At 45.1% G+C, this 15,632-nt stretch carries 16 protein-coding genes; 11 read left to right on the top strand and 5 right to left on the bottom strand.

Going from position 1 to position 15,632, the window contains the following annotated elements; genetic code table 11:
* The first annotated feature begins 11 nt into the window (after window positions 1-11).
* Entirely contained in the window at window positions 12-623 is a 612-nt protein-coding gene (locus tag KKOR_RS13170) for a thiol:disulfide interchange protein DsbA/DsbL (RefSeq protein ID WP_015781637.1), read from the top strand.
* A gap of 62 nt (window positions 624-685) precedes the next feature.
* Complete coding sequence (locus tag KKOR_RS13165; protein ID WP_015781636.1) at window positions 686-1,591, top strand: lysophospholipid acyltransferase family protein; 906 nt, start codon at window positions 686-688, stop codon at window positions 1,589-1,591.
* A gap of 9 nt (window positions 1,592-1,600) precedes the next feature.
* Here the strand turns inward: KKOR_RS13165 and KKOR_RS13160 are convergent, their stop codons facing one another.
* The 5 genes from KKOR_RS13160 to def form a co-directional block, all read right to left on the bottom strand.
* Complete coding sequence (locus tag KKOR_RS13160) at window positions 1,601-3,049, bottom strand: TrkH family potassium uptake protein (RefSeq protein ID WP_015781635.1); 1,449 nt, start codon at window positions 3,047-3,049, stop codon at window positions 1,601-1,603.
* A 14-nt stretch (window positions 3,050-3,063) separates the two neighbouring features.
* Window positions 3,064-4,437: a Trk system potassium transporter TrkA gene (gene trkA / locus KKOR_RS13155; protein ID WP_015781634.1), complete on the bottom strand. Its 1,374-nt coding sequence runs from the start codon at window positions 4,435-4,437 to the stop codon at window positions 3,064-3,066.
* Between the two features lie 84 nt (window positions 4,438-4,521).
* A complete protein-coding gene (gene rsmB, locus KKOR_RS13150) occupies window positions 4,522-5,853 on the bottom strand; it encodes a 16S rRNA (cytosine(967)-C(5))-methyltransferase RsmB (protein WP_015781633.1) in 1,332 nt (443 codons plus the stop codon).
* 51 nt (window positions 5,854-5,904) lie between these two features.
* On the bottom strand, window positions 5,905-6,864 hold the full coding sequence (gene fmt, locus KKOR_RS13145; RefSeq protein ID WP_015781632.1) for a methionyl-tRNA formyltransferase: 960 nt from the start codon (window positions 6,862-6,864) through the stop codon (window positions 5,905-5,907).
* The gene (gene def, locus KKOR_RS13140) at window positions 6,848-7,375 is read right to left on the bottom strand and encodes a peptide deformylase (RefSeq protein ID WP_015781631.1); all 528 of its coding nucleotides are present in this window, start codon (window positions 7,373-7,375) and stop codon (window positions 6,848-6,850) included. Before def ends, fmt begins: the two co-directional genes overlap by 17 nt.
* A gap of 293 nt (window positions 7,376-7,668) precedes the next feature.
* On the opposite strand from def, the gene KKOR_RS13135 reads away from it, so the two are divergent.
* The 9 genes from KKOR_RS13135 (at window position 7,669) to KKOR_RS13095 (ending at window position 15,601) form a co-directional block, all read left to right on the top strand.
* Window positions 7,669-8,706: a LysM peptidoglycan-binding domain-containing protein gene (locus KKOR_RS13135; RefSeq protein ID WP_015781630.1), complete on the top strand. Its 1,038-nt coding sequence runs from the start codon at window positions 7,669-7,671 to the stop codon at window positions 8,704-8,706.
* A gap of 54 nt (window positions 8,707-8,760) precedes the next feature.
* Entirely contained in the window at window positions 8,761-9,852 is a 1,092-nt protein-coding gene (gene dprA, locus KKOR_RS13130) for a DNA-processing protein DprA (RefSeq protein ID WP_015781629.1), read from the top strand.
* Between the two features lie 85 nt (window positions 9,853-9,937).
* Entirely contained in the window at window positions 9,938-10,417 is a 480-nt protein-coding gene (locus tag KKOR_RS13125) for a DUF494 family protein (RefSeq protein WP_015781628.1), read from the top strand.
* A 210-nt stretch (window positions 10,418-10,627) separates the two neighbouring features.
* Window positions 10,628-11,512: a TlpA disulfide reductase family protein gene (locus KKOR_RS13120; RefSeq protein WP_228638662.1), complete on the top strand. Its 885-nt coding sequence runs from the start codon at window positions 10,628-10,630 to the stop codon at window positions 11,510-11,512.
* 118 nt (window positions 11,513-11,630) lie between these two features.
* A complete protein-coding gene (gene purE, locus KKOR_RS13115; RefSeq protein WP_015781626.1) occupies window positions 11,631-12,137 on the top strand; it encodes a 5-(carboxyamino)imidazole ribonucleotide mutase in 507 nt (168 codons plus the stop codon).
* A 36-nt stretch (window positions 12,138-12,173) separates the two neighbouring features.
* Entirely contained in the window at window positions 12,174-12,737 is a 564-nt protein-coding gene (locus tag KKOR_RS13110; protein ID WP_015781625.1) for an L-threonylcarbamoyladenylate synthase, read from the top strand.
* A 9-nt stretch (window positions 12,738-12,746) separates the two neighbouring features.
* Window positions 12,747-13,673: an oxygen-dependent coproporphyrinogen oxidase gene (hemF, locus tag KKOR_RS13105; protein ID WP_015781624.1), complete on the top strand. Its 927-nt coding sequence runs from the start codon at window positions 12,747-12,749 to the stop codon at window positions 13,671-13,673.
* 21 nt (window positions 13,674-13,694) lie between these two features.
* Window positions 13,695-14,693, top strand: coding sequence for a porphobilinogen synthase (gene hemB / locus KKOR_RS13100; protein ID WP_015781623.1), 999 nt, complete (start codon window positions 13,695-13,697; stop codon window positions 14,691-14,693).
* A 20-nt stretch (window positions 14,694-14,713) separates the two neighbouring features.
* Window positions 14,714-15,601 carry an AEC family transporter gene (locus KKOR_RS13095; protein ID WP_015781622.1) on the top strand — a complete coding sequence of 296 codons (888 nt, stop codon included), beginning with the start codon at window positions 14,714-14,716 and terminating at the stop codon, window positions 15,599-15,601.
* The last annotated feature ends 31 nt before the right edge of the window (window positions 15,602-15,632 follow it).

Here is a 15,632-nt window from a genome sequence, read left to right as displayed (position 1 = left end):
CGGAGACACCAATGAAATTAAAAACATTATTTAGTGCTGCTTTAGCATTATTGGCATTAACCCAAGTGGCTTGCGCAGAAGCTACAAGCGCTAGCCAGGCGAAGGAAGGTAAAGATTTTTCTGTTATTTCGGGGGCTAAGGGCGTAAGCAAGCCTGAGGTGATGGAGTTTTTCTCGTACACATGCCCACACTGCTACAACGTAGAGGGTTTTTTGCATAAGTGGGAGCCAACCAAACCAGCTGAGGTTAGCTTCAAGCAAGTGCCAGTGTTTTTACCGCAAGTGGCGCATTTAACTTATGGTTATTACACGGCGGAAGTATTAGGTGTGTTAGATAAAGTACATCCAGCAATTTTCAATCAGTGGCATGCTCAGAAAAAGATAGTTAAATCTAAAGAAGAGTTAGTTCCGATTTTTGAGGCTGCTGGTGTAACAAAAGAAGAATTCGAAAAAGCCTACTCTTCATTTGCGGTAGAAAATAAAGTTCAACATGCAAAGAAATTGGCTCGTGAATTCAAAGTATCCAGCTTCCCAATGTTTGTAGTGAACCAAAAATACAAAATTGAAAGCTATGAGAAATTAGACTATATGCTGAGCAAGTTTCCAATCGAACAAGCACAGTAAGACACATTCGAGTTATACTAAATGCCGGTTAAGCCGGCATTTTTTTATAGGTAGAGTATTTAATGGCAAAAGGTAAAGCGGTAATTTCCAGCCCTACTAAGGTTTTTTTTATTCGAACGATGATTCGGTTGTTTTCGATTATGCCGAGATTTTTAGGTAGATGGGTCGGTCAATTATTTGCCAAGATCAGTCGTTGGAATAAAAGCCGTGCTTTTACCACCAGTAAAACCAATATAGAAATCTGCCTTCCCGACCTAACAAACCAAAAAAAAGAAGCTATTGTAGATCAGAGCCTGGCTCATACTGGTCAATTGTTTTCAGAAGCTGCAAAGGTTTGGTGTAATAAAAATGGCGAAAGTTGGATCGATGCTATTTATGGCGAGGAGAAAGTTAAAGCTACCCTAGCTCAGGGTAAAGGGGTTTTGATAACCGGGGCACACATTGGTAACTGGGAGGTTGCTTTATATTACTTAGGAAGTCGCTATAAGTTTCATTGTATGTATCGCCCTCCTCGTCAATTAGAAATGGATGAAGTGATCTGTAAAGGCCGCTGCAAGAACTCAACCACCATGGTGGCAGGTAATAGCAGAGGGGTTATGCACCTAATTGAATCATTAAAGGCAGGTAATGTTGCAGCTATTTTGAGTGATCAGGAACCAGGACGTCGTGCAGGTGTTTTTGTACCTTTCTTTGGTAAGCCAGCCTTAACCATGACCTTAGTGCAAAAGGTACAGCAGAAAAGCAACGCTGAAGTCTATCAGATAGCAGCCATTAGAAATGAAAAAGGAACGTTTGATATTCATCTGGAGCCATTAGATATGAATCCAGAAGTTGAAGAATTAAAGTATGCTGAGAAAGTAAATCAGCATTTGGAAAACATAATTCGAAGATTTCCAGAGCAGTATCAGTGGTCCTATAAACGCTTTAAGACCACTGAAGATGGCTCGAAAAATATATATCGAAAATAGAAAAAGAGATTAACGGCGCCAGAAATAAGGCGTGAATAAGACCAGTAGCGTAAAAATTTCAAGCCGGCCAAGCAGCATCGCAAAGCTTAGTACGTATTTTGCTAAATCACTTAAGCCGCTGTAGTTCACTGCCACATCTCCTAGACCTGGGCCAAGGTTATTCATACAGGCCGCGACAGCAGAGAAAGCGGTAATTTGGTCAAGCCCATCCGCTAGAAGGATGAGCATCAGTAGCACAAATAGAACTACATAAGTTGCAAAAAATCCCCAGACAGCCTGGACCACTCTATCATTAACCGACGCTTTACCCAGCTTAATAAGAAAGATTCCATTGGGGTGAATCAAGCGTTTAATTTCACGCATTCCTTGTTTGAACAGGAGTAGTACTCGAATAACTTTCATGCCTCCACCGGTAGAACCTGCGCTGGCACCAATGAAACTGGCAAAAATTAATAACACTGGGAGCAACGTTGGCCAGGTGGCGAAATCGGCACTAGCAAACCCAGCAGTAGTAGCAATCGAAACTGAGTGGAAAATACTTTTGACTAGTGCATCAGTGAACGGGTATTCCTGGTAGTACAGTAAAACAGATGTGCAACAAAGAATGACGATACACAAAATAGCGAAATAACCTTTAAACTCAGGATCTTTGAGGTAAGGGCGAATGGTTAGTGTGCGAACAGAGATAAAGTGTAAGGCAAAATTAATTCCTGCGATAAACATGAAGAAGGCACAAATCAATTCAATAGCATTGCTATCAAAGTAACCAATACTGGCATCATGAGTAGAAAAGCCACCTATGGCAACCGTGGAGAAGCTGTGGGCAATAGCATCGAAAGTGGTCATGCCGGCTATCCAATAGGCTAAGGCACATGCAATTGTCATGCCTAGATAAATATACCAAAGAGCTTTAGCAGTACCTGCAATTCGTGGTGTCAGTTTATTGTCCTTCATAGGGCCGGGCATTTCGGCTCTGTATAGCTGCATGCCACCAATGCCGAGTAAGGGCAAGATAGCGACCGCTAGAACGATAATACCCATGCCACCCAGCCATTGGAGCTGCTGGCGGTAAAAGAGGATAGAGTGTGGCAAATCGTCTAAGCCGCTAATAACGGTTGCGCCAGTGGTGGTTAAGCCAGAGAAAGATTCAAAAACTGCATCCGCCAAGCTAACCGGCAGGGACTGGGCCAGAATAAATGGAACAGCACCAAAGGTACTCAGTACCGTCCAGAACAGAACAACAATTAAGAAACCATCACGGATTTTTAATTCAGCTTTGGCCTTTCTTTTAGGCCAAAATAGAACCAAGCCAGTGATAAGGGATAGTAGGAAGGTGCTAATAAAAGCGCTACCTCCTCCATCTTCGTAGATTGCAGAAACAATCGCAGGCGGCAACATGGTAATACTGAAAATCATCAGCAGTATCCCAAGTATGCGTATGATAGTTGCGTATTGCATGCGGCTAGGCCTGGTTAGAAGTAGGTAACATTGACTTGGAACAAGCGCTCAACGTCATGGATATAGGCTTTATCCACCATGAAAAGCACCACATGGTCATTTTCACGAATAATAATATTTTCGTGAGCAATCAGAACCTGGTCATCGCGCACAATGGCACCGATGGAAGTTCCAGGCGGTAAAGGTAGTTCACCAATAGTGCGCCCCACTACCAGAGAACTTTGCTCATTACCTTTGGCGACTGCTTCAATAGCTTCCGCCGCACCACGCCGTAACGAATAGACATTGGATACCAGGCCCCGGCGAATATGTTTGAGCAAACTGCCGATGGTGACCTGTTGCGGTGAAATGGCGATATCAATCTGGTGACCCTGAATCAGATCGACATAAGCGGTTCGGTTAATCAGCACCATGGTTTTGCGGACACCGAGTTTTTTGGCCAGCAAGGCCGACATAATGTTGGCCTCATCATCATTGGTAACGGCTATAAACAAATCAAAGTCGCCGATGTTTTCATCTTTCAGCATGTCTTCATCAGACACATCGCCCTGTAACACCAAAGTATCATGTAGCACATCGGCCAACTCCTGGGCTCGCTCTGGGCTTCGCTCAATGATCTTGACCTGCATTTTGCTTTCTAACGCCTTGGCAAGCCCTTCCCCAATGTTGCCGCCACCGGCAATCATGACGCGGGTATAGTTTTTTTCCAGTCTTTGTAGCTCACTCATCACCGAACGAATATGTTTTTTAGCAGCAAGAAAGAAAACTTCGTCATCTGCTTCGATAATGGTATGACCGGTAGGTACGATTGGTGCACCGCGACGAAAAATAGCGGCAACACGGGAATCCACATTGGGTAAATGGTGCTTTAATTCTGATAAAGCATTGCCCACCAGTGGGCCGCCGTAATATGCACGAACTGCTACTAAACGAACTTTGCCTTCGGCGAAATCAAGCACCTGAAAAGCGCCAGGGTTTTCAATCAGGCGAGTAATGTATTGCGTAACCAGTTTTTCCGGGCTAATAACAACATCCACAGGAATATGATTATCTTTAAAAATGATATCTTTGTTGTGGTAGTTGGGTGATCGAATCCGAGCGATTTTAGTGGGAGTTTGATAAAGGCTGTGGGCTATTTGACAAGCGATCATATTAACTTCATCGCTGTTGGTCACAGCAACCAGCATATCCGCATCTTCAATACCGGCATTATAGAGAACGTCGGGATAAGCGCCGTGACCGACAATAGTACGAAGGTCCAGATGGTCCTGGATATCACGCAAACGCTTGCTGTCAGTATCGATCAGCGTGATGTCGTTATCCTCGCCTTCGAGGTTAAGCGCTAATGTTGTGCCAACCTGACCGGCTCCGAGAATGATGATTTTCATAACGACAATTAAGATCCTTGCCTTATTATTCGCTTAGCTTTGCCTATGCTAACGCTATAAGCATCTGATCTAAAGGGTTTTTGTTCAATTATTGGCTTTTTCCAGAAGAGCATAATAAAAGCCATCCATTGATAATTGGCCGGGTATCAACTGGCAGCCTGTCTTTGTATGCGACAAATTCTGAATCTGTTCGCTCAGAGAAACTAATTTGGCATCCTTGTGACGCTCTAGGAAATGAGTAATTTGTTGTTCATTCTCTTGTGGCAAGATTGAACAGGTGGCATAGAGTAAACGCCCGCCCGCCTTAAGTTTGCACCACAGATGCTCAAGAATCTGTTGTTGCAGTTGAACCAGTTGATCGATGTCGCTGGCATGGCGTAACAACTTAATATCGGGGTGGCGGCGAATAACACCGGTTGCGCTACAGGGCGCGTCCAGCAATATAGCGTCAAAATGATTGTCAGGGTAGTTGCTGTCAGTTAAGTCCTGACAATCCAGCTTGGCAGATAAGTCTAATCTAAGCAGGTTTTCTGAAATACGCTGACAGCGCTCGTGATCAACATCGCAAGCAGTTAGGGCTATGCTGTCGCATAATTCTAGTAGGTGGCAGGTTTTACCGCCTGGTGCAGCACAAGCATCCAAAACGATACTATGAGGCGGTGGCGCTAAGATTCCAGCAGCTAACTGCGCGGCGGCATCTTGTACCGAAACATAACCGTCAGAAAAGTGTGGCAGTTGTTCGACACTCACCGGATGCTCTAACACCAAAGCACTGGTCGCAATAGGGTGCGTACTGGCAGGCAAGCCTTGCTCGAGAAGAAGCTCCAAATACTGATCGCGCCCGATTCTTTGGCGGTTGACGCGTAATGTCATGGGTGCTTGCTGATTAATCGCCTCCATTAGCGATTCCATCTGCCCCTTGTAATAAGGTTTTAGCACTGAAATTAACCAGTCAGGCATGGCAAAACGTGTATCCCAGTTTGAATCTGCTTGGCTGAGCAGTTCTGGTTGTTGGCGAACAAAATTACGCAGGACGCCATTGACTAGCTTGGTTGCCCAAGGTTTTTTGAGTTGTTCGCACACAGAAACGGTTTCAGAAATAGCAGCATGATCGGGCACACGGCTGTATTCCAGTTGGTAGAGTCCAATAATAATCAGACAAAGCAGATCCTGATCTTTGGGCTTGAAAGGCTTTTGCAGTAATTGTTTAGCAATGCTTTCGAGGCGAATAAAGTAGCGACAGCTGCCTAATACCAGAGCACGAAATAAGCTGTTATCTGAACCCTGCTCGAATTGAATGCTGTTAAGCACGTCATTGGCTGAGCGGCCTTCAAAAGCAATCGCATGCAGCGCCAGACAGGCCTGTTGGCGAAGTTGTTGGCTGTTTACTGTGTGCTTATTAAGCGTTGACTGCACGATGTATCCCTAAAGAATTATTCCAAACGACAGGAGTGGTGTAATTACTTACTACAGACTAGCAAACTGGCGGCCGAGCGCAAATAATTGCTGGTTTTTTGGGGCATTGAGCAGGTCTTTGGCTGACATGGCACGAGAACCCGGCAACTGCAGCTCAGTTAATAACAACCCATCCTGCCCACAAGCAACCAGAATGCCATTGCTGTCAGCTTGTAAAATAACGCCGGGCTCAGACTTGGTTTGAGACTGACATACATTTGCCTGCCAAATTCTGACGGTTGCTTCATCAATCAGGCTATAGGCAACCGGCCAGCTATTAAAGGCTCGAATGGTACGCTCAAGTTCTTGCGCACTAAGCTGCCAGTCCAGTTGAGCTTCTGCCTTGCTTAGTTTGTGCGCATAAGTTGCCAGACTATCATCTTGCGGGGTGGGGCTAAGTTGATTATTTGAAAGCTTGTCCAAGGCTTCGACCAACAGTTGTGCACCCTGCTCGGCTAATTTGTCATGCAGGCTGGAGCCAGTGTCTTGCTCGGTGATGGGTAAGGAAGCGGTTAATAACATTGGGCCGGTATCCAGACCAGCCTCCATTTGCATGATGGTAACACCTGTTTCGGTATCGCCAGCCTGAATCGATCTTTGGATAGGCGCAGCACCACGCCAGCGCGGTAGTAGAGAGCCATGAACATTGATACAGCCGAGCCTGGGCGTATCGAGTACCGACTGTGGTAGCAATAGACCATAAGCGACCACCACCATGACATCGGCCTCATAGCTGGCTAGCTGAGCCAATGATTCCTCCGACTTGAAATTAATCGGTTGCTCAACTGGAATATCGTGTTCAAGAGCCAGCTCCTTGACTGGACTCATACTGATTTTTTTGCCGCGCCCAGCCTTGCGATCGGGTTGCGTATAGACCGCCACTACTTGGTGATGGCTTTTTAAAACCGCCGCTAACGAGCCAGTAGCGAAGTCTGGTGTGCCAGCAAAGATGACTTTAAGAGAATTTGGCATGTAAGTGCTTACTATTGTTGTTTTGCTGTTTTTCAAGCATTTTACGAATACGGTTGCGCTTTAATGGCGAAAGGTAATCAACGAAAAGCTTGCCTTCGATATGGTCGTTTTCGTGTTGGATGCAGACTGCCAGTAGCTCGCCAGTGTCCATTTCAAAAGGTTTACCATGACGATCCAAAGCTTTAACCACTATTTCATTGGCCCGCTGAACCTTGGCGTAAACGCCAGGAAACGACAAACAACCCTCCTCCATTTCCTCAACGCCGCGCTTTTCAACAATTTGAGGATTGATAAAAACTAACGGCTCACTTTTATCATCGGAAACATCGATAACAAAAAATTGTTTATGAATATTGACCTGAGTTGCCGCCAGACCTATACCGGGTGCGGCATACATAGTTTCAAACATACTATCAATTTGCTGTTGCAGTTCATCGCCAAAGTCGGTTACCGGCTTGGCTTTAGTGCGTAAGCGTGGGTCTGGAAACTCTAAAATCTCTAAAATAGCCATGGATCTATCAATCTGTGTCATCAGGGAGTCAGATCATAATAAATTACGGCGACAAAGACCATTTTAAAGAGTAAATCAATGCGATAGTGCTTAAAATTATGATTAGACTGTGATTAAGTTGTAGTAATGTGATAAGAAATGTTGATAAGATGATGATCCTTTTAGACTTTGACCTTGTTAGATAAGGCCTGTAGGCACACTGGAAGGTCGGGTTTTGGCTATTTCCTATTGCTTTTTTTCGAGGTATAGTAAGCGCAATAGGATCCGATATCAGTTAATTACAAAGGAAAGCCATGAAAAAATTAATAATTGCTTTGACTGCCTCGGTAGCGGTCTTATTTGGGGGGATCGCGCATACTGCCGAGTTGCGTGATAATCATCCAGACACCTACGTTGTCCAAAAGGGTGACACCTTATGGGATATTTCGGCGACTTTCCTGACCGATCCATGGTTATGGCCGGAAATCTGGCATGTTAATCCTAAAGTTGAGAATCCTCACTTAATTTATCCTGGCGATATTCTGAAGCTGGTTTATATCGACGGTAAGCCATATATTGTTAAAGCTAGCGATGGCACCATAAAATTACGTCCAGAAGCACGCGTTCTTTCTGAAGGCGACGCTATCACAACCATTCCTTTAAGCATGATCAAACCTTATCTAATCGATGAAATGGTTGTTGATCCTTCCGTATTCGACACAGCTCCTTATGTTGTTGATTTGGAAGAACAGCGCTTAATCAGTGGTGGCTTTGGTGATCGTGTTTATATCAGAGGTTTGAATTCTGGTACAGGCTCTAGCTATGGCTTATACCGCAAGGGTAAAGAATACCGTGATCCAGAAACAGATGAATTATTAGGCGTCGAAGCACGTTATCTGGCAAATGGTAATATTAGCCGTGAAGGCGATCCATCGACCATGACTATTAAAAAGTCAAAATTAGAAATTTTGAAAGGTGATGTAGCGCTTCCTCGTAATGAAAATCCATTACCACCGGTCTATGCACCACGTGCACCTGATACCGATGTTAAGGCTCAGATTATTTCGGTCTATGACGGCGTCTCACAAATTGGCCAATACAACGTTGTAACTTTAAATAAAGGGACGCGCGATGGGTTAGAACCTGGCCATGTCTTGAGTGTTTATCAGCGTGGTAAAAAGATTCATGATGAAATCGCAGCCGAGCGAGGCGAAGATGCTGAGGTTACTTTGCCTGAAGAGCATGCTGGAACATTAATGATCTTCAAAACTTACGACAAGGTTAGCTTAGCATTAATTATGAAAGCTACTCGTCCTATACATTTATTAGATGTTGCTAAAAATCCTTATTAAATAAACTGCAGAAAATTTACAGAGATCTGATCACCAAGGAAGGTGTTTAACATTATGGAACAAGTCGAATTGCGCCACTGGTTGGCGCTTTCTCATATTAATATTGGTGCCAATAAACTTTTAGCTTTTCTTGAGGCTGGATATGCTATTGGCCAACTGTTCGAGTTATCTGAACAAGCATTACAGGAGCATGGCTTTCGTGCCGGCCTGGCAAAAAAGCTGTCTTCGGTAACTGACGATATAATCGATCAAGACTTAGAGTGGTTCGATTCTGAAAATAAATCCTTGGTTCCTATTACTAGTCGTGACTACCCAGCTCTACTTAGAGAAATTCCTGATCCACCAAAATTATTGTTTGTACAGGGTGATAAAAGTTTATTGAATCGCCATCAAATTGCGATCGTAGGTAGCAGAAACCCTACCGCACAAGGTAAAGATAATACGTGTGAATTTGCTAAAACGCTGGCGGCAGCGGGAGCAGTCGTAACTAGTGGTATGGCACTGGGTGTTGATGGAATTGCGCATCAGGCTGCATTAGATGTTGGTCAGCCGACCATTGCGGTAGTAGGAACAGGGCTTGATCGAGTCTATCCTGCACGCCATAAAGAGATGGCCATACAAATTAGTCAGCAAGGCGCGCTGGTTTCTGAGTTTGCGTTAGGCACTCCGGTTAATGCCAGTAACTTCCCCGTTCGCAATCGAATTATCTGCGGCATGAGCTTAGGTACTTTAGTGGTAGAAGCTGCCATTCGGAGTGGTTCCCTTATAACTGCCAGATTGGCCATGGAGCAAGGTCGTGAAGTATTTGCCATTCCTGGTTCAATTCATAATACCTTAGCTCGTGGTTGCCATAGTATTATCAAACAAGGTGCCAAGTTGGTCGAAACTGCCGAAGAAATTATCGAAGAATTGGGAGCACTGGCAACCTGGCAAACAGAGCATAATGAGCAAGCTGAAGCACAAGACCTTGTTTTAGAAAAGGAATATCAGGAAATTCTGCAGTATGTGGATGATAGCACCACTAGTGCGGATACCATTATTCAGCGCAGCGGCCTTGAAATAGAGGTAGTCAGCCATATGTTATTGTTGTTAGAATTGAATAACTACATAGCTAGTGTGCCCGGTGGTTATCAGCGCGTCCGTTAAGCACCTGTACAGCGACCATGTAGTATATCTAGCTTTACTCTTGCTTTTTAACCTGGCCTTGCCAGTAACCACAGAAGAGAGCTAAATGAAAGAAGACGTACTCGATGTACTACTCTATATCTTTGAAAACTTCCAAGACGAAGAAAGCAATCATATTCTCGCCAATGACTCACTGGTCGAGGCCCTTGAAGACGTTGGTTTTACCGACGGCGAAATCAAAGGGGCCATAGACTGGCTTGATGGTTTGGTTGAAATCACGTCTGAGTCCAGCAATGCTGAAGATTTAGTGACTGATTCCATGCGCGTCTTTTCGCCGCAGGAACAGTTGTTAATGTCAGCAGAAGCCCAAGGCATGATCTTATACTTTGAGCAACGTGGGATATTAGATCCGCAGGCTCGTGAAATGGTGATAGATCGTATGTTGGCGTTGGGACCTCAAGAAGACGTTGAAACCGAGCTGGATCGCCTGCGTTGGGTGGTGATGATGGTGCTGTTTAATTTGCAGGACCGAGATGCCGAGTTTGCTTGGGTAGAAAATCTGGAAAGTAGATCTGATCCTCATTAATTGGTCTTGAACCCAAGACCAATTTGAGCGTCGGGCTACACCACAACGGCAATGCGCCGTATCACTTCTTTAAGGTAGCAAACGTTATCGTAATACCTTCTTACTTAAGAAATAAGTTAAAAAATAAGTAAAAAAACAGTCTAACTAACATTTCCAATCTCTGTCTAAACTAGCCTTATTTACCCAATCTTTACAGGCTAATAACTCACTTTGGGACTCATTTTTCGTACAATAGTGCCAACCCTGACAACTCCACATAACTCCATGATGTCACTGTCGATAGGCCCTATCAGCTTACCTTTTGATCGCCTCTTACTATTAATCTGTCTGGCAATTGCTTTTATTGTCGGTGCTGTCGCGGCTAAAAAAGACAAAACATCAGTCGATGGGCGTATAGCAGGAATATTTATCATAGCTTTGATAGCGGCCCGTATTAGCTTTGTGATCCAGTATTGGCAAGAATTCCAAGGAAACGTTTGGGCAATGATGGATATTCGCGATGGTGGTTTTGATGGGCTGACAGCTATTGTTATTGGATTTATTGCGTTGATTGGATTTGTCTGGAAACAAGCCAAAGGACGTCAAGCAATGTTGAAGGGTGTTATGGCTGGAGTGACGGTTTGGGGCTTGACCACTGTGAGTTTATGGGCAATCAAAGATACCTCACAGCAGCTGCCGCACATTATGGTTAAACAGTTGGGTGGTTCTACCGTTAACCTGAGTGAGGTTGAGCATGGAAAGCCACGAGTTATCAATCTTTGGGCAACCTGGTGCCCACCCTGTCGTCGTGAAATGCCGGTCTTAGAAGAAGCGCAGCAAACAATGGACGATATCGGCTTTGTGTTTGTCAATCAGGGGGAGCACTCAGCGATCATTGAGCAATATTTACAGCAGGAAACCTTACTGCTGGATAATGTATTGGCGGATACGGCAGGAAGCCTGGGTTATCAGGTTGGCAGCAGAGCATTGCCAACCACCCTGTTTGTTAATGGTCAGGGCCAGTTAGTGGATGCGCATTTAGGTGAGTTATCAAAGGCCAGTTTGAAAGCGAAACTGAAGAAATTGATCGATAAAGAGCAGGAAAACACCAATTAAAGACATATCTAGGCAAGTTCGTCGTTTCTTTGGCCAAAAAACCTACACAAATCAGGCGCAAATCGGTAAAATTCGCACAGCTTTCCATTCACCAGACCACATAACTTAGAGGTTTATCATGTCTGATGCTTTTGTAGCGATTTTAATGGGTTCGGATTCTGACCTGCCGACCATGCAAAAAACGTATGACACCTTAAAAAAACTAGGTGTTAAAGTTGAAATGAAGGTCACTTCAGCCCACCGCACACCAGCGCAGACGCACGAGTATGTCAAAAGTGCCGAACAGCGTGGCTGTAAAGTCTTCATTTGTGCAGCTGGCCTTGCGGCTCACCTTGCTGGTGCTGTTGCCGGTTTAACCGTTAAACCAGTGATTGGTGTGCCTATCGACGCCGGCCCACTTCAAGGCCATGATGCTTTATTATCAACGGTTATGATGCCAGGCGGTGTTCCAGTTGCCACGGTTGCGATTGGTTCTGCCGGTGCTAAAAATGCGGCCTATCTTGCGGCGCAAATCATGGCATTGATTGACGATAAAGTGGCTCAAGCTGTTGCTGACGATCGTGTTGCCAACATGGAAGCAGTGGTTGCAAAAGATGCAGCTCTACAAGAAAAACTGAAAGGTTAATTGGTCATTTTTGATGATCGATGATTAGGACAGACATTGGCCTACATCAATCCCTTCAAAATGCATTATGCCGCTCAGCGTATTCAGCAGGGCGGCGTAATCGCTTACCCAACGGAGGCCGTTTATGGGCTCGGTTGTCATCCCAAAGCCGAACAGGCGATTCAAAGAATTCTCAAGATTAAGCGTCGCCCCTGGCAAAAAGGGTTGATTCTGGTCGCTTCTAACGTTGAGCAGATTAAGCCTTACCTGAGTGACGATGGTAAAGCGCTAATCAGCTGTTTCAATGAGCAGCATAAGCGCCCTGTGACCTGGTTACTGCCAGTTCATGCTGAGGTTTCCCCGCTGCTTCGTGGTACTCATGAAAAAATTGCGGTACGGTTAAGCACCAACCCTTTTGTTAAAGCACTCTGTGATGCGGCCAATAGTGCTCTGGTCTCGACCAGCGCAAATCGTGCAGGGCAACCAGAAATGACAAAGGCTGAACAGGTTCGCTGCCAAATGGGCAGTGAGTTGGATATGATTATTGTTGGCCCGACAGGAGGTCATACCCGACCGTCCTCCATCATTGACGCACAAACCCGAGAAGTTCTAAGAGCATAAGAGTCCTACATGCAAAATATCAATATCGAAGACGTTCAACACTATTTACTGGAGTTACAACGAGACATTTGCCAGCAGCTAGCTGAAGAAGATGGTGAAAAAGATTTTATAGTTGACGAATGGCAACGAGCTCAAGGTGGTGGCGGCCTGACACGTGTGATGGAAAATGGTGGCATTATTGAAAAAGGTGGCGTTAATTACTCCTATGTAGAAGGCACCAATATGCCCGCCTCGGCTACCGCACATCGACCCGAGTTAGCGGGGCGGAGTTTCAAAGCAATGGGCGTTTCGCTGGTCATCCATCCAAAGAATCCATATGCTCCAACCTCACACATGAATGTGCGCTTTTTCATTGCAGAAAAAGAAGGTGAGGAGCCAATCTGGTGGTTCGGGGGAGGTTTTGATTTAACGCCCTATTATGCCAATAAAGAGGATTGCATTTTCTGGCATCAAGTAGCCAAACAGGCCTGCGATCCCTTTGGCCAAGAAGTCTATGATCAGTATAAAAAGTGGTGCGATGATTACTTTTATCTAAAGCACCGCGACGAACATCGCGGCATTGGTGGTCTGTTTTTCGATGATCTCAATAGTGAACAAACTGGCTGGGATTTCGAGCAGTGCTTTGCCTTTATGCGCTCAGTGGGCGATTATTACATCAAAGCCTACCGCCCGATTTTGGCAAAAGGCAAAGACAAGCCCTACACTGAAGCGGAGCGAGACTTTCAGCTGTATCGCCGTGGTCGTTATGTGGAGTTTAATCTGGTCTGGGACCGCGGTACCTTGTTTGGTTTGCAAACCGGGGGTCGCACAGAATCCATTCTGATGTCATTGCCCAGCGAGGTTCGCTGGCGTTATAACTGGCAGCCAGAAGCTGGCAGTCGAGAAGCTGAGTTAACCGAATATTACTTAAAACCGAAAGATTGGTTAAACCAATAAGGTTGAGGATAGGAAAAAGATATGAATAGCGGATTTTTTCCCAGTCGTCGTTTGCGTCGCTCTAGAGCCAATGCTTTCAGTCGTGACTTGGTGCGTGAAAACAGCATCTCGGCCAAAGACTTAATCTATCCAGTGTTTGTGCTTGAAGGTGAGAATACAAAAGAAGCGGTTGCTTCCATGCCAGGCGTTGAGCGTAAAACTCTGGATTTATTATTAGAAGAATGTCAGGAAATTATCGAGCTTGGAATCCCTGCAATTGCCCTATTCCCGGTGATTGACGCTTCGAAAAAATCACTGGATGCAGAAGAAGCATTTAATCCAGACGGTCTGGTACAAACTACAGTGAAAGCGATTAAAGCGAAGTATCCGCAATTGGGAGTGATTACCGATGTAGCGCTCGATCCTTATACCTCACACGGGCAGGATGGGATCATAGATGACAATGGTTATATCCTGAATGACATTACCAAAGAAGTGTTGGTCAAGCAGGCTTTGAGTCATGCGGTGGCTGGCGCGGATGTGGTTGCCCCTTCAGATATGATGGATGGGCGTATTGGTGCTATTCGTGAAGCGCTGGAAGCTTCCGAGTATGTGAATACCATGATTTTATCGTACGCAGCTAAATATGCGTCCAGTTTCTATGGGCCCTTCCGCGATGCGGTTGGCTCTGCCGGTGCTTTGGGCAAAGCAGACAAGAAAACTTATCAGATGGATCCGGCCAATTCTGATGAGGCCCTGCATGAAGTCGCACTGGATATTGAAGAAGGTGCAGATATGGTTATGGTTAAGCCGGGCATGCCGTATCTGGATATCGTCCGTCGTGTTAAAGACGAGTTTAAAGTACCGACTTTTGCCTATCAGGTCAGTGGTGAATACGCCATGATCAAAGCTGCCGCTGCTAATGGCTGGCTGGATGAGGAACAAATCGTGATGGAAGCCATGATGAGTTTTAAGCGTGCGGGGTGTGATGGGGTGTTAACTTATTTCGCTAAAGACATCTGTCGTTATCTGGCTCAATAAAAAATAGAGTCTTACCGAGAATGTTAATCATCGACGCTATAATCCCTATCGCTCTGGTGGTGATTATTGGTGTCTTATTGGTTAAGTCTGGTTATGTATCAGATGCCTTCTTCCCGGAGCTGTCGAAGCTGGTTTTCCGGGTTTTTGTGCCGGTCTTTCTGTTTGTCAGTGTTTATCGCAGTGGGTTGCAGGATGTTGGTCAAACCCTGATTGCGTATTTTGTTCCCGTCCTCGTCGTTTTTGTAGGGGTAGGCTTGCTGATGAACCACCGCATGGCGCTAACGTCGACATTTTCTAATAATGTATTGGTGGGCATTCCGGTTATTTTATCGGTAGCCGGCGAGGAAGGATTGACCATTACCTTGGCAGTGATCTCAGCACATAGCCTGATTCTGTTCAGTGCCTTTTACCTCTTTTCGACTAAGGTTAACGTTACCCCTTCAAAATTCAAAGCCAGCATGAACCTGTTCAGCAATCCGGTGATTATCGGACTATTGCTTGGTTTAGCGTTCAATTACAGCGGCATCAATTTACCAAAGCAATTAATGACGCCGTTAGAGATGGTCGCCGAGGCAGCACTACCTTTGGCTTTAATTATTCTCGGTAGTTCTCTTGCTCAGATGGGAAAAATCAAAGGTAATTTACTGCAAAAAACAGCTCTGATTACCGCAATTAAACTTATCGTTCTACCAATAGTGGTCTATAGCTTTGGTCGCTGGGTAATGGAGCTGGATGAAGTGGTATTAATATCGCTGGTCATCCTAGCCGCTTGCCCAACTGGGATCAGCGTGATGCCATTTGTTGAGGCAGTAGAGCAAGACAAGCAAGTAGCACACAGCACCATTGCCATTTCGACTCTCCTTTCGGTAATTTGTATACCGGTTGCCATTTGGCTGGTGCAGGGCTAGAGCATCGCTAAAAGCTTTTGTATGATGAGTT

Source organism: Kangiella koreensis DSM 16069 (assembly GCF_000024085.1).
Classification (GTDB): Bacteria; Pseudomonadota; Gammaproteobacteria; order Enterobacterales; family Kangiellaceae; genus Kangiella; species Kangiella koreensis.
Note: the sequence above shows the minus strand (reverse complement) of the source record. Positions and strands in the feature narration are given on the sequence as shown.